This window comes from Pseudomonas peradeniyensis, assembly GCF_014268935.2.
Lineage (GTDB): Bacteria > Pseudomonadota > Gammaproteobacteria > Pseudomonadales > Pseudomonadaceae > Aquipseudomonas > Aquipseudomonas peradeniyensis.
Genome location: NZ_JABWRJ020000003.1, coordinates 423,591 through 446,654, shown reverse-complemented (window position 1 = coordinate 446,654; position 23,064 = coordinate 423,591). Strand labels below are relative to the sequence as shown.

At 53.9% G+C, this 23,064-nt stretch carries 22 protein-coding genes and 1 tRNA gene; 15 read left to right on the top strand and 8 right to left on the bottom strand.

What is annotated here, in order from left to right; genetic code table 11:
- Positions 1 to 36: 36 nt before the first annotated feature.
- Positions 37 to 1,422, bottom strand: a complete 1,386-nt coding sequence (gene gabP, locus HU751_RS16905) for a GABA permease (RefSeq protein WP_186731764.1) — start codon at positions 1,420 to 1,422, stop codon at positions 37 to 39.
- Positions 1,423 to 2,028: 606 nt separating this feature from the next.
- Between gabP and HU751_RS16900 the strand changes: the two genes are divergently transcribed.
- From HU751_RS16900 to HU751_RS16880, 5 genes are all read left to right on the top strand, one after another.
- On the top strand, positions 2,029 to 2,802 hold the full coding sequence (locus tag HU751_RS16900) for an ABC transporter ATP-binding protein (protein WP_050703399.1): 774 nt from the start codon (positions 2,029 to 2,031) through the stop codon (positions 2,800 to 2,802).
- 11 nt (positions 2,803 to 2,813) lie between these two features.
- A complete protein-coding gene (locus tag HU751_RS16895) occupies positions 2,814 to 3,575 on the top strand; it encodes an ABC transporter substrate-binding protein (protein WP_186731765.1) in 762 nt (253 codons plus the stop codon).
- Between the two features lie 68 nt (positions 3,576 to 3,643).
- Complete coding sequence (locus HU751_RS16890; protein WP_186731766.1) at positions 3,644 to 4,336, top strand: ABC transporter permease; 693 nt, start codon at positions 3,644 to 3,646, stop codon at positions 4,334 to 4,336.
- Positions 4,337 to 5,026, top strand: coding sequence for an ABC transporter permease (locus HU751_RS16885; RefSeq protein ID WP_186731767.1), 690 nt, complete (start codon positions 4,337 to 4,339; stop codon positions 5,024 to 5,026).
- Between the two features lie 94 nt (positions 5,027 to 5,120).
- Positions 5,121 to 6,347, top strand: coding sequence for a methyltransferase (locus tag HU751_RS16880; RefSeq protein ID WP_186731768.1), 1,227 nt, complete (start codon positions 5,121 to 5,123; stop codon positions 6,345 to 6,347).
- A gap of 225 nt (positions 6,348 to 6,572) precedes the next feature.
- Here the strand turns inward: HU751_RS16880 and mdtI are convergent, their stop codons facing one another.
- Entirely contained in the window at positions 6,573 to 6,890 is a 318-nt protein-coding gene (gene mdtI, locus HU751_RS16875) for a multidrug/spermidine efflux SMR transporter subunit MdtI (protein WP_186731769.1), read from the bottom strand.
- Positions 6,884 to 7,243 (bottom strand): SMR family transporter, encoded by a 360-nt coding sequence (locus HU751_RS16870; protein ID WP_186731770.1) that lies wholly within the window; start codon positions 7,241 to 7,243, stop codon positions 6,884 to 6,886. The genes mdtI and HU751_RS16870 overlap by 7 nt, the downstream gene beginning before the upstream one ends.
- A gap of 526 nt (positions 7,244 to 7,769) precedes the next feature.
- Between HU751_RS16870 and HU751_RS16865 the strand changes: the two genes are divergently transcribed.
- The 10 genes from HU751_RS16865 to HU751_RS16820 all read left to right on the top strand — a co-directional run bounded on the left by HU751_RS16865 (position 7,770) and on the right by HU751_RS16820 (position 15,675).
- The gene (locus tag HU751_RS16865) at positions 7,770 to 8,348 is read left to right on the top strand and encodes a hypothetical protein (RefSeq protein ID WP_186731771.1); all 579 of its coding nucleotides are present in this window, start codon (positions 7,770 to 7,772) and stop codon (positions 8,346 to 8,348) included.
- A 9-nt stretch (positions 8,349 to 8,357) separates the two neighbouring features.
- A complete protein-coding gene (locus tag HU751_RS16860) occupies positions 8,358 to 8,564 on the top strand; it encodes a helix-turn-helix domain-containing protein (RefSeq protein ID WP_023629980.1) in 207 nt (68 codons plus the stop codon).
- 18 nt (positions 8,565 to 8,582) lie between these two features.
- A complete protein-coding gene (locus HU751_RS16855; protein WP_186731772.1) occupies positions 8,583 to 8,969 on the top strand; it encodes an Aq_678 family protein in 387 nt (128 codons plus the stop codon).
- Between the two features lie 22 nt (positions 8,970 to 8,991).
- A complete protein-coding gene (locus HU751_RS16850; RefSeq protein ID WP_432214411.1) occupies positions 8,992 to 9,243 on the top strand; it encodes a hypothetical protein in 252 nt (83 codons plus the stop codon).
- 98 nt (positions 9,244 to 9,341) lie between these two features.
- Positions 9,342 to 9,417 (top strand) — tRNA-Thr (locus tag HU751_RS16845).
- 162 nt (positions 9,418 to 9,579) lie between these two features.
- Positions 9,580 to 10,899: a tyrosine-type recombinase/integrase gene (locus HU751_RS16840; protein ID WP_186731773.1), complete on the top strand. Its 1,320-nt coding sequence runs from the start codon at positions 9,580 to 9,582 to the stop codon at positions 10,897 to 10,899.
- A gap of 918 nt (positions 10,900 to 11,817) precedes the next feature.
- The gene (locus HU751_RS16835) at positions 11,818 to 12,798 is read left to right on the top strand and encodes an integrase domain-containing protein (RefSeq protein WP_186731774.1); all 981 of its coding nucleotides are present in this window, start codon (positions 11,818 to 11,820) and stop codon (positions 12,796 to 12,798) included.
- Entirely contained in the window at positions 12,795 to 13,070 is a 276-nt protein-coding gene (locus tag HU751_RS16830; RefSeq protein WP_186731775.1) for a hypothetical protein, read from the top strand. The genes HU751_RS16835 and HU751_RS16830 overlap by 4 nt, the downstream gene beginning before the upstream one ends.
- Positions 13,071 to 13,428: 358 nt before the next feature.
- Positions 13,429 to 14,751 (top strand): hypothetical protein, encoded by a 1,323-nt coding sequence (locus HU751_RS16825; RefSeq protein ID WP_186731776.1) that lies wholly within the window; start codon positions 13,429 to 13,431, stop codon positions 14,749 to 14,751.
- Positions 14,752 to 14,988: 237 nt separating this feature from the next.
- Positions 14,989 to 15,675, top strand: coding sequence for an SLATT domain-containing protein (locus HU751_RS16820; RefSeq protein WP_186731777.1), 687 nt, complete (start codon positions 14,989 to 14,991; stop codon positions 15,673 to 15,675).
- Positions 15,676 to 15,731: 56 nt separating this feature from the next.
- Here the strand turns inward: HU751_RS16820 and HU751_RS16815 are convergent, their stop codons facing one another.
- Genes HU751_RS16815 through HU751_RS16795 form a run of 5 tightly spaced genes read right to left on the bottom strand, consistent with a single transcriptional unit; the run spans position 15,732 to position 22,675 of the window.
- Entirely contained in the window at positions 15,732 to 17,477 is a 1,746-nt protein-coding gene (locus HU751_RS16815) for a DNA adenine methylase (protein ID WP_186731778.1), read from the bottom strand.
- Positions 17,464 to 18,234 carry a class I SAM-dependent methyltransferase gene (locus HU751_RS16810; protein WP_186731779.1) on the bottom strand — a complete coding sequence of 257 codons (771 nt, stop codon included), beginning with the start codon at positions 18,232 to 18,234 and terminating at the stop codon, positions 17,464 to 17,466. Before HU751_RS16810 ends, HU751_RS16815 begins: the two co-directional genes overlap by 14 nt.
- Positions 18,227 to 20,746: a diguanylate cyclase domain-containing protein gene (locus HU751_RS16805; RefSeq protein WP_186731780.1), complete on the bottom strand. Its 2,520-nt coding sequence runs from the start codon at positions 20,744 to 20,746 to the stop codon at positions 18,227 to 18,229. Before HU751_RS16805 ends, HU751_RS16810 begins: the two co-directional genes overlap by 8 nt.
- Complete coding sequence (locus tag HU751_RS16800) at positions 20,743 to 21,693, bottom strand: HAD-IIB family hydrolase (protein WP_186731781.1); 951 nt, start codon at positions 21,691 to 21,693, stop codon at positions 20,743 to 20,745. The genes HU751_RS16805 and HU751_RS16800 overlap by 4 nt, the downstream gene beginning before the upstream one ends.
- Positions 21,671 to 22,675 (bottom strand): DNA adenine methylase, encoded by a 1,005-nt coding sequence (locus tag HU751_RS16795; protein WP_186731782.1) that lies wholly within the window; start codon positions 22,673 to 22,675, stop codon positions 21,671 to 21,673. Before HU751_RS16795 ends, HU751_RS16800 begins: the two co-directional genes overlap by 23 nt.
- Positions 22,676 to 23,064 lie beyond the last annotated feature (389 nt).

Below are 23,064 nucleotides of genomic sequence, written 5' to 3'. Positions count from 1 at the left end.
CCTCACAGGGCGCGGCCTTTTCGTTTCACATGCGGATCAGCTATCCAGCGCCACCCGCGCAGCAGCGCCACGCTTGCGGTGCACCAGCAGGCCAGCCGCCACCACACCAATGCTCAGGATGGCCGTGGCGATGATCTCGGCACGGTGGTCTTCACGCAGGCCCATCACCACCAGAATGGCAATGATGAAAGCGATGGTCGCCCAGGTCAGGCCCGGGAACATCCACATCTTGAACGAGATCTTCTCGCCCTTCGCCTCACGCTGGGCACGCATGCGCAGTTGCGACACGGCGATCACCAGGTACACCAGCAGGGCGATGGCGCCGGAGCTGGCCAGCAGGAACTCGAACACTGCGGCCGGGGCCAGGAAGTTGGCGAACACGCACAGGAAGGCAGCGGCAGTGGAGAGCAGCACGGCCCAGTGCGGGGTGCCCGCCTTGGTGGTGCGCTGGGCGATGGCCGGAGCGTCGCCACGCTTGCTCAGGGAGAACAGCATGCGCGAGGAGGTGTACAGCGCCGAGTTCAGGCAGCTGGTCACGGCGATCAGCACGACGATGTCGACGATCAGCTTGGCATTCGGCACGCCGATCAGGCTGAGGACGGTCTGGTAGGAGCCTTTTTCGGCCAGGGTCGGATCGTTCCACGGCACCATGGCCACTACCAGGAAGATCGACACCAGGTAGAACAGGCAGATACGCCAGATCACCGAGTTGGTGGCCTTGCTGATCTGGCGGCCCGGGTCTTTCGACTCGGCAGCGGCGATGGTGACGATCTCGGTACCCATGAACGAGAACATGGTGGTGAGCATCGCGGCCAGCACCGCGCCCAGGCCGTTGGGCATGAAGCCCTGGGTATCGAACAAGTGGCTGATGCCGCTGACCTGGCTGCTCGGCACCATGCCGAACATGGCCGCGCAACCGACGACGATGAAGCCGATGATCGCCAGCACCTTGAGCAGGGCGAACCAGAACTCGAACTCACCGTAGTTCTTCACGCTGAACAGGTTGGTGACGGTCAGCGCCAGGGTGATGATCAGGGAGAAGGCCCACAGGTCCACCGACGGGAACCAGGCATGCAGGATGGCGGCGGCGGCGTTGGCCTCCAGCGGGATCACCAGGACCCAGAACCACCAGTACAGCCAACCGATGGTGAAACCGGCCCAGCGCCCAATGGCGCGGTCGGCGTAGGTGGAGAAGGAACCGGTGTCAGGCGAGGCGACCGCCATTTCGCCGAGCATGCGCATCACCAGCACCACCAGGGTACCGGCGGCGGCGTAGGCCAGCAGCACGGCAGGGCCGGCGGCAGCGATGGCATGGCCGGAGCCGACGAACAGGCCGGCGCCGATCACGCCGGCAATCGACAGCATGGTCACATGCCGTTGCTTGAGCCCCTGAGCGAGGTCATTGGAATTGTTACCGCTCATAAAACTACCTTTGTAAGGAGGTGGACTACACGAATGACTGGCCAGCGCGCCGAGGTGTGAGTGGGCGTCGCTGCATTCAGTGGTTTCGAGATGGCAATAAGCGGGCCAGCTGAGAATGGCTTTCGTCTGAAATGTTTCTGTAACCAATAACGACGCGGCTTGCAGGGCATTGTGCCAAGCTTTGACCGAAAGGTCGTCAAATCCCCATGCCAAGTTGGGATTACTGAAATACCCACTTACAAACGCACCAAAGGTGCCCCTCGGTAACACCTGGGCACAAATTCAGGGCAGGGCAAAGCGCAACCTCAAGGCGCAACCGCGCACTCGCATAACCCGCGACACAGTGCCACCCGGCCAAAAACGGCTTCCCAGACCGGAACAAAGCTGGCACCATCGCGCCTTTTTTCATCAAAGCTCCGGTGCTGGGCAAAACGCCATTGCGGATATCCTGGCGACAGTCCACTGCAGCGATGCGACAAACTGTCCCACCAGCGACCCGAGCTCCCCGCGACCCGGTTGGCCGCCATTGCGCCGCTATGCTAGCGTGGCGCTCGCCAGGAAGGCCGCCAACAGCTGGGAACGCACCCGAACACATGAGGACCGCACATGGCCCAGGCCACGCCCGCGCTGGAAATCCGCAACCTGCACAAACGCTATGGCGAGCAGGAAATTCTCAAGGGCATTTCGCTGACCGCGCGCGACGGTGACGTGATCTCCATCCTCGGCTCGTCCGGCTCTGGCAAGTCCACCCTGCTGCGCTGCATCAACCTGCTGGAGAACCCGCATCAGGGCGAAATCATCGTCGCCGGCGAGACCCTCAAGCTCAAGGCGCAGAAAAACGGCGACCTGATCGCCGCCGACAACCGCCAGATCAACCGCCTGCGCAGCGAGATCGGCTTTGTCTTCCAGAATTTCAACCTGTGGCCGCACATGTCGATCCTCGACAACATCATCGAGGCGCCGCGCCGCGTGCTCGGCCAGAGCAAGGCCGAGGCCACCGAGCACGCCGAGGCGCTGCTGAACAAGGTCGGCATCTTCGACAAACGCCACAGCTACCCCGCCCAGCTTTCCGGTGGCCAGCAACAGCGTGCCGCCATCGCCCGTACCCTGGCCATGAAGCCCAAGGTCATCCTGTTCGACGAGCCGACCTCGGCGCTCGATCCGGAAATGGTCCAGGAAGTGCTTAACGTCATCCGCGCATTGGCCGAAGAAGGCCGTACCATGCTGCTGGTGACGCACGAGATGAACTTTGCCCGCCAGGTGTCCAGTGAAGTGGTCTTCCTGCACCAGGGCCTGGTCGAAGAGCAAGGATCGCCGCAGCAGGTCTTCGAGAACCCGACCTCGGCGCGTTGCAAGCAATTCATGTCCAGCCACCGCTAACGGAGCACTACATGCAGACCTACAAGAAGTTCCTCCTGGCAGCTGCTGCCACGCTGGTGATGTCGGCCAACGCCATGGCCGCCGAGAAACTGCGCATGGGTATCGAAGCCGCCTACCCACCGTTCAACAACAAGGATGCCAGCGGCCAGGTCGTCGGCTTCGACAAGGACATCGGCGACGCCCTTTGCGCCAAGATGAAGGTCGAGTGCGAAGTGGTCACCTCCGACTGGGACGGCATCATCCCGGCGTTGAACGCCAAGAAGTTCGACTTCCTGATCTCCTCGCTGTCGATCACCGACGAGCGCAAGCAGGCCGTTGACTTCACCGACTACTACTACTCGAACAAGCAGCAGTTCATCGCGCCGAAGAACGTCGACTTCAAGACCGACCGCGCTTCGCTCAAGGGCAAGACCATCGGCACCCAGCGCGCCACACAGGCTGCGACCTGGCTGGACGACAACGGCGGCATGGACAATGAGTTCAAGGTCAACCTCTACGACGGCCAGCAAAATGCTTACCTCGACCTGACCTCCGGCCGCCTCGATGCCATCCTCGCCGACAAGTACGCCAACTACGATTGGCTGAAATCCGAAGCCGGCAAGAACTACGAGTTCAAGGGTGAGCCGGTCAACGAGGATGACAAGGTCGGCATCGCCGTGCGCAAAGGTGACGACGCGCTGCGTAAAAGGCTCAATGCCGCACTGAAGGAAATCATTGCCGACGGGACCTACAAAAAGATCAACGACAAGTATTTCCCGTTCAGCATTTACTGACTCGCACCTCTTGATTCGCCCCGACAGGCACCGCTGATGCGGTGCCTGTCCCTTGAACAAACCTACCCATGATAATCGACCTGCACGGATTCGGTCCGGCCCTGATCGCCGGCACTGTGATGACCGTAAAACTGGCGCTCTGCGCCTTGCTGCTGGGGCTGGCCCTGGGCCTGCTCGGCGCACTGGCCAAGACCTCGCAAGTCAAACCACTGCAATGGCTTGGCGGCACGTATTCCACATTGGTGCGCGGCGTACCCGAGCTGCTTTGGGTGCTGCTCATCTATCTCGGTACGGTCACCATGATGAACCGTATCGGCGATGCCCTGGGCATTCCAGGCCTGGAACTCAGCGCATTTGCTGCGGGCGTGATTGCGCTCGGCCTGTGCTTCGGCGCCTATGCGACGGAAGTGTTCCGCGGTGCCATCCTGGCCATCCCCAAGGGGCATCGTGAAGCCGGCATAGCCCTGGGCCTGTCGAAGGGTCGCATCCTGTCGCGGATCATCCTGCCGCAGATGTGGCGCATCGCCCTGCCTGGCCTGGGCAACCTATTCATGATTCTGATGAAGGACACCGCGCTGGTCTCGGTGATCGGGTTGGAAGAAATCATGCGCCACGCGCAGATAGGTGTAAACGCGACCAATAAGGCATTCACGTTCTACTCCGTTGCCGCCTGCATCTACCTGGGCCTCACCGTCATTGCCATGACGGGCATGCACTTCCTGGAAAAGCGCGCCGCTCGCGGCTTCATGAGGGCCGAGTAAATGAACTGGGAAGTCATCATCAAGTGGCTGCCACGCCTGGCCCAGGGCGCGACCCTGACCCTGGAGCTGGTGGCCATCGCCGTCATCGCCGGCCTGATCCTGGCCATTCCGCTGGGGGTGGCGCGCTCTTCGCGGCACTGGTACGTGCGCGCCCTGCCCTACGGCTACATCTTCTTCTTCCGCGGCACGCCGCTGCTGGTTCAGCTGTTCCTGGTCTACTACGGCCTGGCCCAGTTCGACGCGGTGCGCAACAGTTCGCTGTGGCCGTACCTGCGCGATCCGTTCTGGTGCACGGTGCTGACCATGACCCTGCACACCGCCGCCTATATCGCCGAGATCCTGCGCGGCGCCCTGCAGGCGATCCCCAAGGGCGAGATCGAGGCGGCCCGGGCACTGGGCATGTCGCGGGGCAAGACGCTGTTCTACATCATGCTGCCGCGCGCCACGCGCATCGGCCTGCCGGCCTACAGCAACGAAGTGATCCTGATGCTCAAGGCCAGCGCCCTGGCCAGCACCGTGACGCTGCTGGAGCTGACCGGCATGGCGCGGACCATCATTGCCCGGACCTACCTGCCGGTGGAGATCTTCTTTGCCGCCGGGGTGTTCTACCTGGTGATCTCGTTCGTGCTGGTGCAAGGCTTCAAGGTACTGGAGCGCTGGCTGCGCGTGGATGCCTGCCAGGGGCGTTGAACCCGGGGCCGCACGCGGCCCCTTCTCTGTAGGAGCGGCCTTGTGCCGCGATGGGCTGCGCAGCAGCCCCTCTCGCTAGTGCCCCGGTGCTCGAATGACCACACCCCCCATCCTGCAAACCGACCAGCTCTTCGAGCGCTTCCAGGCCCTCGACCGCTTCCTCACACAGCACCAGCCCCTGTGGCACCCACGCCCGTTCACCCACCTGCGCCTGGCGTGGGAAGACGAACACCCGGAACTGTCCCATTGGCTGCGCCAACGCACGCTCGAGCAAGCCGAATCCCCCGACGATACACCTGAGGCCCCAGCCCCCTTCCCACAATTGGCCGGCGAAGCCGCGCAGCTGTCCGCTGTCGGCGAACTGCCCGATGCCGGTCTGCATCCCGCCGGCCACCGCCTCGATGTCGGTGTCCCCGGCCGCAAGTGGCAACAGATCGAGGCCTTCAGCCGTCGCCTGGCGTTCAGCCAACCCGCCCGGCACTGGCTCGACTGGTGCTCCGGCAAAGGCCATCTGGGTCGGCGCCTGTTGCAGCCCGGCCAGCAATTGACCTGCCTGGAGTACGACGCCGAACTGGTCGGCGCCGGCAAGGCCCTTAGCGAGCACCACCAGCTACCCGCCACCCACGTGCACCAGGACGTCATGGCCGCCGACAGCGCCCTCCACCTGGACGGTGACAAGAGCGCGGTCGCCCTGCACGCCTGCGGCGACCTGCATGTTCGGCTCATGCAGCTGGCAAGCCAGCAGGGTTGCCGGCAGATCGCCGTTGCGCCCTGTTGCTACAACCGCATCCAGGGCAAGGCCTATCAGCCGCTCTCCAGCGCCGCCCGGGCTTCAGCGCTGGCGTTGACCCAGGGAGACCTGGGCCTGCCGTTGAGCGAGGCGGTCACCTCCAGCCTGCGCACCCGGCGCCAGCGCGACACCTCAATGGCCCGCCGCCTGGGCTTCGACCTCTTGCAGCGCCAGCAACGTGGCATCGACGACTACCTGCCCACGCCATCGCTGCCGGTCAGCTGGCTGGCAAAGCCCTTCGAGCAGTACTGCCGCGACCTGGCCGAACTCAAGCAGGTCACGATCCAGGGCAGCCCCGACTGGGCCGCCCTGGAAGCCGCCGGCCAGCGACGCCTGGCCGAAGTACGCAACCTCGAGCTGGTTCGCAATCTCTTCCGCCGCCCCCTGGAAATGTGGCTGGTGCTCGACCGCGCCCTGTTCCTTCAGGAGCAGGGCTATGCGGTGCGTGTCGGGGTGTTCTGCGATTACCCGCTGACCCCCCGCAACCTGCTGCTGCTTGGAGAACGCGACACAGCGCCGCAGCGCGGTTGACAGCCTGTGGATAACTCTGTGAACAAGCTTGTGATGAAAATCACCCAATCTTGGATCCGAAGGCTATTTGCGCTGCTTTGCTTATTCCACGGCTGGCGTCAAAGCCAATAAATACAAGCCTTTGCGCAAAGACCGATGGTAGCGCCGGCCGGCATGCCTTTCGCGCAAGCGGCCAATGCCCATTGTGCATAAACCATTCGGCCAAGCGCTTTGGCAGGGGTGTTGTCAAGCCAGTTTGAGCAAGCTCATGCCTACCAGCAGCAGCACCAGGCCGAGCCAGCCGCGCCCGGCCAGTCGCTGACCGAACAGGGCCCAACCCATGGCCACGGTGGCAAGGATGCCGAAGCCACCCCAGATGGCATAGGCCAGCGACAGATCGATGTCCTTGACCGCCTGGGCCAGCGCGGTAAACGCCGCCAGCACGCACAGGATCGAGGCCACGCCCAGGCCCTTGCGGCTAAAACCCTCGGAATACTTGAGCAGCAGGTTAGCCAGGACTTCCAGCACGATGGCCAGGCCCAACCAGGCAAATGGAATCAGCATGGCACGGTCTCCCCTTCACGTTCGACGGCCTTGGCCCGGGTGCCGGCCTTGACCAGCAGGATGCCGGCGATCATCACCGCCAAGCCCAGGGCCTTGGTCCAGCCCAGGCTTTCGCCGAGCCAGAGCACGCTGATCAAGGTGATCAGCACGATACCGAACCCTTCCCACAGCGCGTAGGCGACACCCACCGGTACGCGCTTGACCGCCAGGGCCAGGAAGAAATACGACAGACAGATCATGACGTACATGACGGCATGCCCCAGCACGGGGAAATGAGTGGCGGCGAGTTTCATCGACGCCGTGCCGATCACCTCGAAGGTGATGGCGACGATCAGGTAGATCCAGGAACGCATGATGCCCTCCCATGGGCGACAGCAGCCGAGCGCACAGGCATCGGCACCAGACAGAGACGTTTATGGCTGTAGAGGGAGGGTGGCGCTAGAGGTCGCCGGTCCAGTGACGCTCACGGGAAACCAGGCGGGAGGAAGAGAGGAGCTTGAAAGCTTTACTGTTCAACATAATGAACACAAGATTAACTGAGGTGATCGATTAAGTCAAAACGATAGGCTGAGACTAAATGTTTCTCGCGAAAAATTGCGCGCTTCCAGATTTATCCCCTTAAAGCCTGCTGAAAGCTTCGTAAATTATATTCCCCACAGTCGTTCCTATAGGGATGACCCTGCGACTGCTCTATAGCGTACGCAAGCTTCCTCAGCGTGGAAGCGGGCTGGCCCCGCGATCACCGGCAAGGCCGGTGCCATGCCTACTCCCTCGTCCTGCGACAAAGCGTCGCCACAGGCCAAATCACAAAATTAATTATTGTTTTACGATAATTATTCAAGAATAATCGCCTCGTTCATCACTGTACGGAGGCACCCCATGAACAGTAGATCCGTGGCCTATGCGCGTTCGCGCCTACGCACCATCGGCACATTTGCCGCCTACCTGGCCTGGACGACCGCAATCGTCGAGTTGGCGGCCATCCCGTTGCTCTGCATCTTCGACTTCCCTGAAATGCTCAACGGCTACCTGCAGGCCTATGGCGACCAGATGCCCCTGCTGCTGGAACCCGGCTACATGGCATCTCCCCTGGCCATCGGCCTGGTACTGGCCGTGGACATGATCCCGACAATGATTTCCGTCATCGCCCTCAGCCTGACCGGCCTGTTCTTCCACCGACTCTCCCGTGGCCAGACCTGGACCTCGGACAACATCAAGCTGCTGTGGTGGGTCGGCCTGCTGTGCATCTTCACCCCGTTGCTGTGGCCGGTGACCTACACCTTGCAAGGCCTGGCCCTGGCCATCGACCTGCCGGCCGGCGAAAGGAGCTTCAGCTTCTCGATCGGTGTATCATCGCAGGCTGTCTACGAGATCATGAAAGGCATCCTGCTGTGTGCCTTCTCGCTGCTCATGCGTGACGCCAAGACCATCAGCGATGAACACAACTGTTATGTCTGACTGCTTCCTATGCCGATAATCATCCGCCTCGACGTCGTCATGGCCCGGAACAAGATGCGTTCCAAGGACCTGGCGGAAATCATCGGTATCACGGAAGCGAACCTGTCGCTGCTGAAGAACGGCAAGATCAAGGGTTTCAAGATCGAGACCCTGGAGAAGCTGTGTCGCGCCCTGAACTGCCAGCCCGGCGATCTGCTGGAGTTCAGCGACGAATGATCAAGGACTGCAACACCCATGGCACTTTTCCACAACAGTTTGGCCGCCCTCGTGCTGGCCTGCCTGGCCTTGGCCCTGGCCGGCTGCGGCCCGAGCTACACCTATAGATACTCGCCACCGCCCAGCGCGCATGGCATGAATTGCATCAACAGCTGTTCGATGCAGCGCAACCACTGCCAGCAGATGGCGCGCCTGCAGGAGAACAGCGAACGTGCGCTGCACCAGGCCGAGATGAGGGCCTACCAGTACTGCCAGAACGGCAAGAGCAAGAAGGAAGCGCGTCACAGTTGCTACTACCCGAGCTACCCCTCCTACACGGGGAGCAGCTACAGTTGCGGCAATGACTACGATTCCTGCTACATGGCCTGCGGCGGCACCATCCAGCGCATCCTGAACAAAGACTGATCCCGGAACGGACTCGAACATCGTGAAACACACCAAGCCTTTCGCCCTGCTGACCCTCGCCCTGGCCATGACCGGCTGCGCCAGCGGCACGCCATCGAGCAAGCCCGCCCCGCTGAACTGGAACATGCCCGGCATGCAACTGGGCGGCGACCGCGGCCTGCCCCTGCACAACGCCGACGGCACCTGCCGCAAGCGCGGCTGCGACAACGGCAAGCTGTTCTTCAACCCAGGCCAGCCCGAGCCGAGCGTCAACTCGATCCACCGCGGCTGGTAGGAAATTTCTCCTTTGTGCGCGGTGACTTAGGGGAATGTGCGATGGATGCAACGAAGTGGTTTACAGCGGCAAATCCATCGCTATAATGACGCCCCTGTGCCGGTATAGCTCAGATGGTAGAGCAACTGACTTGTAATCAGTAGGTCCCGGGTTCGATTCCTGGTGCCGGCACCATTCAAGGTTCCATAGAAAGCTTTCAAAGTCTCTGGAACCCCCGAAAAACCCGCCTTCTGGCGGTTTTTTTCGTTTTGGCGTTCCGTCGGATTCCGAGGGTAGCCAGCGCTAATAAGGGTACTTTTAAGGATACCTACCAATTCGACATTGGAAAGTACCCTTATGGCTCGCACAACGGCTCCCCTTACCGACAACGCCTGCCGCACTGCAAAGGCTCGCGAACGTGAGTACAAGCTTTTTGACGGCGATGGCCTTTACCTGCTCGTGAAGCCCAACGGTCGCAAAGGCTGGCGGCTCAGGTACGTGAAGCCCGATGGTCGCGAGGGCCTGACCTCACTCGGCAATTACCCGGTGGTCGGGCTGGCTGACGCTCGCCACAAGCGCTTCGAGCTCAAACAGCAGCTCGCCAACGGCATTGACCCTATCCAGTCCAAGCAGCAGGCCAAGGTGCAAGCCGTGATCAATGGCCGAACCTTCGAAAGCGTTGCGCTCGATTGGTATGCCGGGATGGTGCCGAAGTGGGCGCCGGGCCACGCTAAGACTGTGCTCAGCCGGTTGAAGACTCACGTATTCCCTTTGTTAGGTGCCAGGGCAATCGTTGAGTTGGACACCCACGACCTCATGCAGCCACTGGAGGCTGTGACGAAGCGCGGCACCATCGACGTGGCGCTCAGAATCAAGAACTACCTGCAAAGCATCATGCGCGAAGCCAAACGGCTGCGACTGATCACGGCGAACCCGGCTCACGATCTCGATGGCTCGATCAAAACGCCACGGGTTACACATCGACCCGCACTACCCTTATCGCGGTTGCCTGAGCTACAGGCGCGTATCGACGGCTACAAAGGTCGCCCGCTCACGCGCCTCACGGTAATGCTATCGCTGCACGTGTTCGTGCGCTCCAGTGAACTGCGCTTCGCCCGTTGGAACGAGTTCGACCTCAAGCGCGGAATCTGGGAGATCCCCGATACCCGCCCGGCGCTGGACGGCGTGCCCTTTTCCACAAGGGGCACGAAGATGGCCGGGGACATTCACGTTGTACCCTTATCGCCGCAGGTAGTGGCCTTGCTTGAGCAGATCCACGCGATCACCGGCAAGTTCGACCTGGTGTTTGCGGGGGATGCCAAACCGTGGAAGCCGATGTCCGAGAACACGGTGAACGCCGCGCTGAGGACGATGGGCTATGACACCAAGGTGGATATCTGCGGCCACGGGTTCCGAGCCATGGCGTGCAGTGCGCTGGTCGAGTCCGGGCTGTGGTCGGAGACGGCAATCGAGCGGCAGATGAGTCACAAGGAACGCAACAACGTACGGGCCGCTTACACCCACAAGGCCGAGTTCCTCGAAGAGCGCCGGATGATCATGACCTGGTGGAGCCGGTTTCTGGAGGCGAACCGCGAGGAACATGTGACGCCGCACGAGTTTGCCAAGCAGACGGGAGAGAACGTCACGCGCCTGCGCAGTGCCAAGAGGACCGAGTAGCCCGCCGCACCACCACCTCAAACTCGCTGTGAAGTTACCCACAGCACCCCATGAAGCTCCTCCGCGCGGGTCCTTTCAAACGGGGCTGCAAAGCCGCCCCGTTTGAAAGGACCATACCTAAGAAAAAAACTGCTGGCACAGGTTGCGTCTGTGGAAAACCACAGATGTCCACCGGGGGACAGTTTTATCCACAGGCGCTAAATCCCTGAAATCGCTTTGCTTGACGAACATTGTCCACAGGCGTAGACCGGGAGTTGCAAACGCTGTCGATGACAGCACCCCAGGTGACCCGAACCTTAAAGGTCACGCCGCTCTGGCGGTGGTTCTCCCCAAGGGCGATTCGCATCCGGCAGCTCGCCCGGTCACTACCCATGTGATGGATGCTCTTACACACATAGCGCTCGTGCGCCAGATACACCGTACCTCGCTGCCCTGCAGCAACCTATCCGCTTGGCCGACTACTGCGCCAACCTGTGCCCGTCTCTTTCTTCTGGAAAGAGACGGGCACTTCTACCACTGCTGCAGCCCTGATCGCACACGGCTTTGCGGCAATTCCCCTCGTGACAAACGCCGATGTCACCAGCAACAGCCATGTAGATGATGGTGCCGCAGACCAAGGAATGGACTGCACCTGACTGACAGTCAGGCATGCCCCGGTCATCGCATTGCTGCGTTCACCCGGCTCAGGATCTTCAGGCGCTGGTTTCGTCAGCCAGCACTACCTCCACCCGCCCACCGGTAACGGTGTTAAGGAGGCCAGATCATGAGATGCCCTTGCTCCCGGTTGTAAGGAGCCGCTGGTCCCGCGTAGAGGACATTCCCCACAGGTCGCAGGGGCCTTGATCCCTGATAACACTCAGCATTCTTGGCGGGATGACGTGGGGCGAGGATCGGAGAACGGCAGATGAGGTGATTGAGATGGCATTGGTGGGTCGACGCGATGGCCGAAATTTCGGCTACGGCAGGCAGTTGAGCTACGCAGGACCGCAGGCGCTGAAAGACATGTTCGGCGGCGGTCACTACGGCACGGTGAAGGCACACAGTGATCGGTGGCAGGCATTTGTGAAGTGGTGCCGCTCCGAGCAGGGGCCCGGTATCAATGATGCGCGGCAGATTGATCGCAAAGTGTTGGCGGACTACGCGGCGTGTCTGCGCGAACTGGTTCGGCACAGTGACCTCGCCGTCAGCACCGCACAAAACCGGCTATCCAGCGTTAACAGGACCATGGCGGCGCTTCGCGGTGATCAGTGCGTGAAGGTGCCAAGTCCGAGCAAGGCGTTGGGAATGCAGCGCACCGGGGTTCGACAGTCTGTGCCACAGGGCCAGGACCGCAAGCAGGTTACGCAGATCGTCGATGCACTTTGCCGCCAACATCAGCAACGCGCCGCCGCGATCGTTCTGCTAGCGCGAGCCACCGGCATGCGTTTGCGTGAGGCCATCCTAGCTGACCTGCCACGGCTGAGCCGTGAGGCTAAAGAGCTAGGCAGGATTAACATTCAGGATGGCACCAAAGGCGGCCGTGCCGGAGCTTCAGCGCCACGTTGGATTGCGGTGGACGACCATATTCGAGGTGCGCTTGGATTCGCACGGCAAGCGTCACCTGCAGATAGCCGCAACCTGATTGCGCTACACGAAAGCTATCTGAATGTTCTGCAAGAAGTCATTCGCCCCGCGCGGGACATCCTGCATGCACACAATCTGAAAGGCTTCCATGAGTTACGAGCGGCATACGCATGTGAGTGCTACGAGCAGATCACCCAACACCCCGCGCCAATTAATGGTGGCAAATGTTGCCAGGTAAATAGGAACCTTGATCGCGAGGCCCGGAGGCGAATCAGTTACGAGCTTGGGCACGGCCGGATCGACGTGCTCGCTGCCTACATTGGAGGGCCGTCATGAGTCAGCCATTCGATATGGAGCTGTTCTTGGCTGGCGTTCTGACCGGGTCGTATGCAACCCGGCAACGCTATGTGCGGCAGGCGAGAATCATTCAGGCTGAAATTGCAGACCGCTGGCAGCGAAAAACGCCTTGGGGTTGGCAGAGAAAGCACGTCGAGTGGTTTCTCGATCATCATCTAGCAGAGCGCAGTCAGGCGACGCAATATTACTACCGGCTAACTGTAAGACTACTCTCTCTACGTCTAGCGAAATCATGGACTTTCAGTCTCTAAGTAAGGCAGGTCCCTAAACACAAGCTCATGCAATCATCCCTACGTCGCATTGCTCGGAGAGCAGCTAGGGAGAGACGCCTAGTCATAATAAACCAGAAAGAATTCATCACTGTTATAGATAAAGAGTTTCGGAAAGCCCAGCGTGATTCCGTATTGCCATCAAGCCTCTAACGTGTGAAGCTATGGCTTCTGAAAACTACCAAGATCGATTTTGGATATAAATATTGGTAGTTGTTCAAAATACATTAAAACCATGAAATTAAGAACAAAACAATTATTAAAACACATACATAACGCAAATTTAAATACCACAAGAATCTTGCAAAAACCAATATAGCTGAATTTTCAAGGAAACAACATGATAGATTTCGAAAATATGCGAGGATCGGGCGAATTCAAGAAGCATGCCTTACCCTACCTTCTTGGCGCCACCAGACGCTTTTTTGGAGGGTCGGTAAAATTTGACCACAACCCTATAAATTCAATAAAGCACCAATACGGAATTGATATTCTCGAAAACGAAAGGCGAGGCGTTTATATTGTCAACAGCACTTGTGCGATCGTGCTAGGTCGAGTTCTTGAGGGGAAAACCGTAGTAGCTGCATTTTCACTGCAGATTACCAATACTACTTTTACCGGGCTTGAAAGACTCCTGAATGTATTTGAAGGGGTACTTGCTATTACGCTAAGCCATAGCGTAAAAGATAAATTTTCTCTTAAGCCTCATCAATTTGGCGACGAACTATTAGAGCTAACAATATCAAAGTTCTTCAGCAGGGGGCGCTATGATTATAGAAAATTCAAACAGCTAGTAGAGCTATTTCATAAGCTCGCAAACACAAAATTTGAGGGGCGCAACTTTACAACCGGGCTTGTCTTAACACGATCATTTTACGCATATGCAAACAAACGAGATCATACCCGAGGCGGTGCATTACTGCCACTTAAAGAGGCTCGCAAACTTTCTCCAATCGACCCTATAGATAAACGCTTCTGGTATTTGGCAGATGGCCAGACATCGTACTTCCTCGCTAACCCATCATTGGAGATCGCAAGTGCATTCCTCGCAAATTCAAGTAGGCAAGCGCTAATATCTTTTGTAGATGACTACACTCTAAGTAAAACAATAAAGGGTGGGGACGCACTATTTCGAGTCACCAGTCAATCCGAGTACTCCATCACCGGGTCCGAAGGAATCGAATTCAACTTCAAAGAAGGACAGTGGCGAATCCGAAGCCTTACACAAATTGCGAATTTGATAAGATCGACGCTAAACGTCAAAGAAGACTTCATTCAGAGCCTACTCTACTATGTATTTTATTTGGCTCGCCGAAGACTTAGTTCAATAATCTGGATTCCATTGGATGCTCAAAAATTTGACGATTTACTGCTATCAAAAAACTCACTCACAACGGCTCCATTTTCCTTACTTGATGAACGGCACACCCAAACACTTGTAAGACTCTTGTCCAGTGACGGCGCGTCTATTTTCAATACAGACGGCGCCCTACTGTCCTATGGATCAGTCATTGACATTTCCAAGGTGACGATAAATGGCGTAAAAGGGACTGGCGAATCGGTAGCCTCTATTCTCGCAAAAAACGGGCTGTCTGTAAAAATCTCACAAGATGGTACGATTAAAATGTTCTCAGCAAAACTCACTAACCCTATTGTAATATAATACCAACCAACTTCACCTAATGATTACAAAGGTACGCAAAATCAGCTTTGCCCTGCGATTCACTCCTGGGGCAAGCCTACTGAGCCAGCGCACGCTCAAACATCGCCGGATACAGCTACGATCTTTGCTTCACGGCGAGCACGAGACTGAATTAAAATATCCACTGAGGAGGAGGCAACCATTGATACGAATCTGCCAAGCCTCATCCTGCCCCGCAAATAAAATGGAAGTAGCAGTATGGAAAAAAACAAATACCTCCTACTTGAGCTAGCCAACCTAGAAGTTGACTCTAAAATAGGAAAAGATCGCCACTTCATTGCAGCTGATAGAAAAAACGCAGCAAGAATAAAATTAGGATTATTTTCCGTAATTGGAACGGCAATCATTGCGTCAAAAGCGATTAAAGAAGTTTTCCAAGCTGTACCTTACATTAGCACATACGAAGCACTGTTCATTTCTGTCGTATCGCTATTGGTTGGAGTTTCCACAGCAATCTTAGGCTTCCTGGGTTTGGAAAAACAAGTGTCCCAGCATAGACTCGTTGGAAACATGTACATCGAGGTCGCGAGAAAGTCTAGACGATTGATAAATCGCCTCCAAGAAGGCGAGCCGTCGGATGAAGTAAAAAAAGAATTCAACTCCATCTTAGCAGATTACTTGAGCATCAATAAGGAGGGCGAGTCCTGTCCCACCTCAAAGAAAGACTCAATTAAGTCTCTCAATCAAAATAAAACATCACGGGCAAAAATCAAAGGCGAAATGAAAAAGCAAGACGAAACCGCTTTGAATATATCTGCCCCGCCCAAGAAAAGAACATTGAGAGAGCTGATAAAACGAGGAATTAAAATTAGGCTTGCTAAGCTTTCCTACAAAGTCAGGCTTATAAGTGAAGATGATTTTGATAGCTACACTAAAAATTTGTAAGGCCTTCTTAGTCCTGCCCTCATATTAGTTTAGGCGGCAGGACTAAAAACAAAACACTAACCACCCTTTATAAGTATTGCGTACTCGGTAACTGATTTAGACTTATGCCTACCTTGTCCTTTATAGGAGTGCGCCATATTGAAAATATGAACATCGGTAGCATTGCAGCTTATGCGCTGTAGGATGTTTTTAATAGAAGCCACTCCTGTACTTGAGTAACTCCACAAGCAACTCCACTTTCTATCAAGACAAATTGAGATAATTTCAACAATCAGATCTTCAATCTTTGTAACGTTCCTTGTTGCGAAGTCAGATGCAAATCTTCCAGAATGACCTCTTTTGGGCATGGAAGCTTTGTCTTGGACGGCAGGATAGTCATAGCGAACAAGTGTCTCAAGTACATGGTAGTAACGGCTGTATTCATCACGAGTATAAGGAGGATCTAAATATACACAGACATTCTGATCTACAATCGGCTCGATTTGATCTAACGCTTGCTCCCACGGCCCAGAGACCAGTCGGACAGGAAACTTAACCTTGGAGCTTTCCTCGCCGAGACTTGTCAGGCGTACAAAAAATTCATGAGATACAGAATAGGCTCGGGTAACCATTAGCTCCGGTGCCAGAATATCGAGGCGCTCTCTATCTGTACCATCAAATTTTGGTTGCGCAAAATGCCCACCATAGGAATAGGCACAGGAGCTAACAGCACACACCAACGCTCCCATAGCCCACTCATGCTCCTCTCCTTCCAAAGTTTTATCAATCGCATAGCGAAGACTATCGATCTCAGCAGCTTGGCGCACCCCAAAAAAAAGGTTTGCGTAATAGGCACTGAACAGAAGGTATGGTTCTAGGCTATTTAATTCAGTTCTACTTCTTATCAAGTCATCAAATATTTTTTCCCTAGCACCACCTTCGGTGTTTATTCTTGGATAAGTATAAATCCACTGATGAAGGTTGTGTTTCACATCCTCTGAAAGTTCTGCGGATAAAAATTCACTTTCGACATCAATATTGTTCAATATGAAATCCGGGATGTGTTCGAAATGCTGGCGAGCAGCTTCCAAGACTTCATCCGCCATATCAAGTGATCTCTTAGAGTCCATCCCTCCGCCTTGTACTTTCGCTAGAAGCCTTGAAAAGGCCTGAGCATCGGATGCATATGTCATCCAGTCTCTCGCAAAATATCCCGCTGCAGCCCCAGATCCGCACATGAGATCAAATACGACTGTATCATCAGGCAATAACGTATGAATTATTTCTGACAAGTAGGGAGCAAGAGATGCCTTTGAGCCCATGTAGTGTGCAGATCTTGAGAACTGGGTAGATCTAGAATTTGATAGGCCTGCAACTCGCTCTTTCGCCAATCTTATCCTATCCAATAATTGTGGAAAATTAGAGCTTATATCAAAATTCCCCAGCAAGACTTGCCCCCAGTTTTTTGCTGGACCTGTGCCACAAGTTTGTACAGTTTCGATCCAGTAAGGGAGCAGTTGCAAGAGCACTTCATCACTAGATCCAACCTCGCCTGGGTCAATCATGCCATCAGAGATACTAGTCCCAAGCCCGAGCATTAACTCATCATTAATAGGGAACAGCGTGGTTGGGTGGGGATTTGAGTATGGATGACATTCTGCTTGCCAAAGCAGGTTAGCTATCCTGTTACGCTGACTATCAGCGCACAGCATTTTCTCCTCTTGATAAATTCCGCTATAAATAGCGATCAAAGCCCTACCCGCCTCCTGTCTTTCTGTAGATAGAATTTCACAAAATAGGCTATTACATTCAGAATTCTGCATATTTAGCGCCCTTGACTATAAAAACTAGATCGCCAAACTCGGAATTTTCTCTAACGACCCTAATATCTTCAATAGAGTTGACGCAATTCAGGAACCAATCAACACCAGTGCCCTTGTGAAAATTCGCTGCCAACACCCCTCCGACCCGGAGGCTGGCCATTAATAAATTCACAGTTCGCTGATCAACTGACATATAGTGAAGAACATAGCAGCACACTATCAAATCAAGGCTTTCTTCAGTTAAATTATTGAGTTCGATAGCTGATAGCACTCTCAAACCAAGAGAGCCGGCATACACCCGATTCTCCTCTACAAAATCATAAGCAATTAAATTGTGATCCTGCGTGTATAATTCGCTGTATATAATAGTTCCTGGTCCACAGCCGTAATCTAAAACATCTTTAAAGATCAAGCTTGTATTTTTCCTCGCTCCAAAATACAAGCCATTATAACAGCCCAAGTTTCGACCAATTTCAATTACCGATTTATACTTACTGCCTGCAAGCTCTGAGAATAACAGCCTCGTAGCTTCAACCCTTGATTCAGCCTCATCTAAGCTAGTTATATAGCACGACTCAAACACGCGCACAAAATTGTTATTTGAAATAAAGTCCAAAGCCTGCACTGAGCAGCAATCGCTTAACCTAACCCACAGCGAAAACCGCTCAGTATTCCGAAGTAATTCAAATCCATTCAGTACTTCCTCCGAGTACGACTCAGAACGCTTTGAGACAATATAAGTTTTCAATTCAATCACTTGCCTTATCAACAATCTGCTTAGCAACCCTCGTATGAAACTGGTCGCTGCCTAAGTGCAAGCTAAGGGCAATATAGTTAAGCTCTCCGAGCCTAACATGATTAGGATCAACGTCAGCACATGATGCCACGCGCTCCACTAACTGCTCAGCAAGACGCAGTGAGCCATACAAACTATATGGCAGACCAATAAATGCCTCAACTGTTCGCCAAACGAACACATAGTCTAGATAAATTATGCCGGCTTGGAACCTTGGCGTAGACCACACAGAAATCAAGCCAAGAGGCTTGGGTGAGCCGTGCTCATCAGGCTGATGTCGTACTACTAAACAGGCACGTCGAGTAGACCTTGGCTCGTGTTGCCTATTAATATAACGCGAGAGATGGGAGCAATAGGCCTCGACCTGCCTGTCGCGTTCTAGTTCCGCCCTGATAACTCCATCGGCAGATAGCAAAACTTTTTCAGCGTAGGCTGTTAGATTAGCTTTCTGAGCCATCAGATAGTCCGGGATAGGATCAAGCCCAGGGTCAGTCAGCTTAAGTTTGAAAGCGATTAGCTCGCGCTGCTCTTGACCTGAGTCATCAACTGCTAACCGTACCTTCTGAGTTTTTCGAAGAGTGTCAATTATTAGAGGGTAGGCTACTCTTGCTGTTGTGCAGACAATCCCCTCTTCCTGGGTTAGAGGATTGGCTTGAACCATCGGGCGTTGAAGAGACGGATCCTCTCCCCGAGGTAGATCAGTCAACTCTATTGAAGGCCCTGTATAGACACTATAAAGCTTAAAAAGAACATCGAGAAGTTGCTGCGCGCCGGTAACTCTTATCACTGAACTGGATAAGCCCTTTACTAAATCAGTAACTCGAGCGGTTGAGATACCTGTCAAACTCGCAATCTCATCTTTCGCCCAAGTACTCTCATCAATAAGCCGAGAGTACAACTCTGTTGATTCTACTTTCTCGCCCCAGATAATTACTTTCGTATCTTTGTTGCTGGCATTTAAAGCTGCGACAATCTGTGCCAGAGCTGCTTGCCAGAAGTCTGGAAGTCCGCCGCCCGTCCGTGGCCTAACGTCTACCCGAACATGGTCAACAAGGAAATCGCTCGGGAGGCGCCGTCTGCCAGGAGTTTTAGGATTCTCTTCAAACCCAATTTGAACCCCTATGGCAACCCCTACTGCTTGACCAAATGTGCCGTTGACCACATAGCTACCAAACTCAATGCGCTCAGTCTGGTTACTGACTGGACAGCCCCAGACTAATTTATCACCCAGAACGACCCCACTCTTGCCAGTAGCTGCACACCATAAAACTGCCAAATTATCGACACAAACATCTGGCGAATCCTGTAGAATCACCGTTTTCGAAATAGCATGGGCAATTGCCACAGAGATGGCACCATCGGATATCTCTGAAGGTGTGCCAGACCGTGCCAACAACGATCGCTCGTCCCAAAGAGTAATTGCTTCCGCTCCGAACCACTTAAGAACCTTGTCCACAGCGACTTTAATAAGTTCAGCGTTGAGAAAGTCACTGCTCAACAAAGAAACTTCCTGAACGATCAAATTTAATCTTTCATCTTCGAATACGTGAACACAGTACTGCCTGCTCTTAGAAAGGCAAATTCCCAGCTTTATAAAGTCTGATGGAGGCGTTACCCTCTCGGTTTCATCAGACACTTCAACAGCTTCGAAATTTATAGTTCCTCTACGCTTGCTCTTTGCCGCCTCTAAATTTTTGGTTAAAGCCTCACACTGCTCTTTTATCTTTTGAATTCCCGCTGATATTTCATCAACAGTTCTTCTGACAATACCGGCAGTCAAGTCAACATAGAAGTCACCATTCTCACCGAACCCTACACTGCCAATTTGATTCTTCAGCTTCCAAAGCCTGTAGCTAACCTCCATAGTCTGCTCACATGGAAGCACAAGTAAAAACTCGTCACCGCCGGCAATAAAAGCTAAACCACCATACTCTAGGCAGAGCTTGTGCATTTCTGAACACACAAACCGCAGTGCTTTATCACCCTCTCCGTGGCTACCCTTATTATTAATCTGTCTAAAATTATCGAGATCAAAATAAACAACAGAAAACTTCGTTACGTTATGAAGATTTGTCATCGGCACGAGAGCAGAATTGAGCATTTCCTCCGCACCAGATGCTTGAATGCTTATCGCACCATGCTTTCTATAGCTCCTCCCCCATACCTCAGCTAGCGCACCAATGAGATGATGAAGTTGTTGCTGAATGCTAAGGTCTGCGGCGTCTGACTGCTCGCTTACGAACAGGGCAAGATTTGCTGAGTCTAACCGGTCCTTTAAAATTGGCTTTCCTTCACAGCGCCCCCATTCGTGTACTGCTTCTTCCACCGCTACCTGGAAGCCGATGTCTGCGATACCAAGCTCAACCGCTAAATCTTTAAGTCGCTTTTCCAAATCGAATGGCGAAACAAACGAAGAGGCAGCATCCAACTTAAGCTTGCTAATAATCGGTGAAACGCGCGGTTTATTTATCATGCCTTCCTTGCCTTTCCAAATAGTCGCTGTGCTCGCCTAACAATTTCAAGAACTTCGATAGCAGCATTACCAGCGCCATGATTAGAATAAAACTTGCTTGCGGAGCGGGCCGCTGCTGAAGAGTTTCTCACACACACACTTAGTCCTGCCCAGCTCAATAACTCAACGTCGTTATCGTTATCACCCACGGCGAGTACATTTTGAGCCGAAATCCCATATCTTTTACATAGAATCTCTAACCCACGTGCTTTAGAAGAAAACTCTGGCCGGATTTCAATATAGGCGGAACCACTTGACGTAACCGAAATCCCCGAAATATCGGAGAGAGCAGCTAAAAGAGTCACCTGCTGCTCTGCCGATGAAGCGGTTAATAGGGCTGCTACCACTCCATCCGTTGACATTTTAATTTCGGCATAAGGCCTAACAGGCATGCCATTAAAGTCCTTCTCAGGCATACGATTTGAATCGCCCAAATAGAATACGCTTTCTATTGTAGACTCATCGCTGACTAATTTAGCATCAGCATCCACTGCGTATAGAAACAACGAAACACCAGGCAAGAGACTCACAATTTCTACTATCTCGGCCACGGAACTATTCGCGATAAGAGCGCGAGCAAAAACACCTTCGCTTTCCGGCTCAACTACAACACTGCCATTATAGAGTACAAGCGGAAATTTTTTTATTCCACCCAACTGCGTTATAGTTGGTTTTACGCCAGTCAAGGTGCGCCCAGTCGCTAAGGTCAAGCGAATATTTTTACCAGGGCCACTCAGTAGATTAAATAGGCTCTTAACACGTTCTCCGAGCACTTGGGATGGTGTAGAAATTAACGTACCGTCCAAGTCGAACGCTATTAGCTTGACCTCGGCAAATGCAATCAGGTCCGAAGGGTTACTAAGTGCTCCCGGTAATGGACGCGGGTCATTTATCAACAATGAACACATGATGCGTCTGCTTCCTTACTCCATTTTTAGACTGATATCCAAGTGCGGACACCTCATGAACCTTCATAGATCCATAACGGGAAAGCTCTTTCGCCAGGTCTTCTAGAGAGATATAAGCTCCCTCGGCATACTGTACAACCAACCTCCGCCACCCAACCGAACGAATCAGGCTACTTAAATATGGCAACTTCATTGCTGCGCGAACATTATCTCCAGTTTTAGAGCGCTCGGCGGGCTGACCGGACATGCTGTTCGAATCTATCTCCACTTCTTTAAATCGAGCGAGAGTTTCAGGCAAATGGTAGTACCTTGAGTAATCACGAGAATTATAAGGCGGGTCAAGATACAGCACGTCAAACGAGCTCCCAGACAAACTGTCAAGGGCATCCCCATAAAGCGCAGCCCCTTTGGGGCCCTCGACAAGACCATTGTACCAACAAAACCTAAATTCTTTTTTAGCCTTTCTATCCCAAGCTTTCAGATACGCATAATAAGTTCCGGCAGTATTTGCAACTGTATCCATACTATTAAGCAAAGACGCGGTCAGAAACTTAATTTCATTATCGTCTACTAAACCCAGCTTAATCCAGTAGGCAATTTCGCACCACGCCCCAGCAATAGACGCGGCATTTAAACCACTAAAAAATCGTCTTATAGTCGAATACTCATATACAAACCAAGAATCCGGCTCACATCTAGAATTAAGATAATCGCTCAAGCCTTCAAAGCTATTAATCCCTAGGAATTTTTTAACTTTGCTAAAGCTAGGCAGTTCTTCACAAACTAATCGAACATGCTGAAACGCATTAGGAAAACGAAGTAGATCACATGCAGTTACTGAGCATCCTCTGAGCTTAAACTCAGCGCCAATATTTCCGAGTCCGCCAAACGCGTCTGCTATGGATGCCCCTTCGTAGCCACCTAGCGTGGCGTCGGCGACTATTGGTGCTGTCGAGGCTTTGGACCCGAAATATCTGAACATTGATAAGCTTTAGCCTTCATGTGGGGCACAAAATTTTTTGATCATAACATGATCATTCCCATGCCTCCATTGGATGCTTTCCGGCTCGAGGCTTTTGTTGGCTGGCTCCGGTCGCCGGTCGCAGGCCACGACCATCGGAGCTCAGTGGATTTAGGCTCGTTACTAAGCGATCCTCACCAGAGCAGGAGCGCGCCAAGGCTAGCCATAGGGCCTCCATCCGATGCTTGAGGCAACATCAGAGTAATCCATACAACGTCTGAGAGATCAATTGCTAGCTTCGGCCGTCAGAGGCTAACCCACTGTCAAATGCAAATTAACCTGCGATCAGACAACGATCAACAGTATTTATACCAACAATTTACATAATTGGATGCTCGCTTTTCCAACAT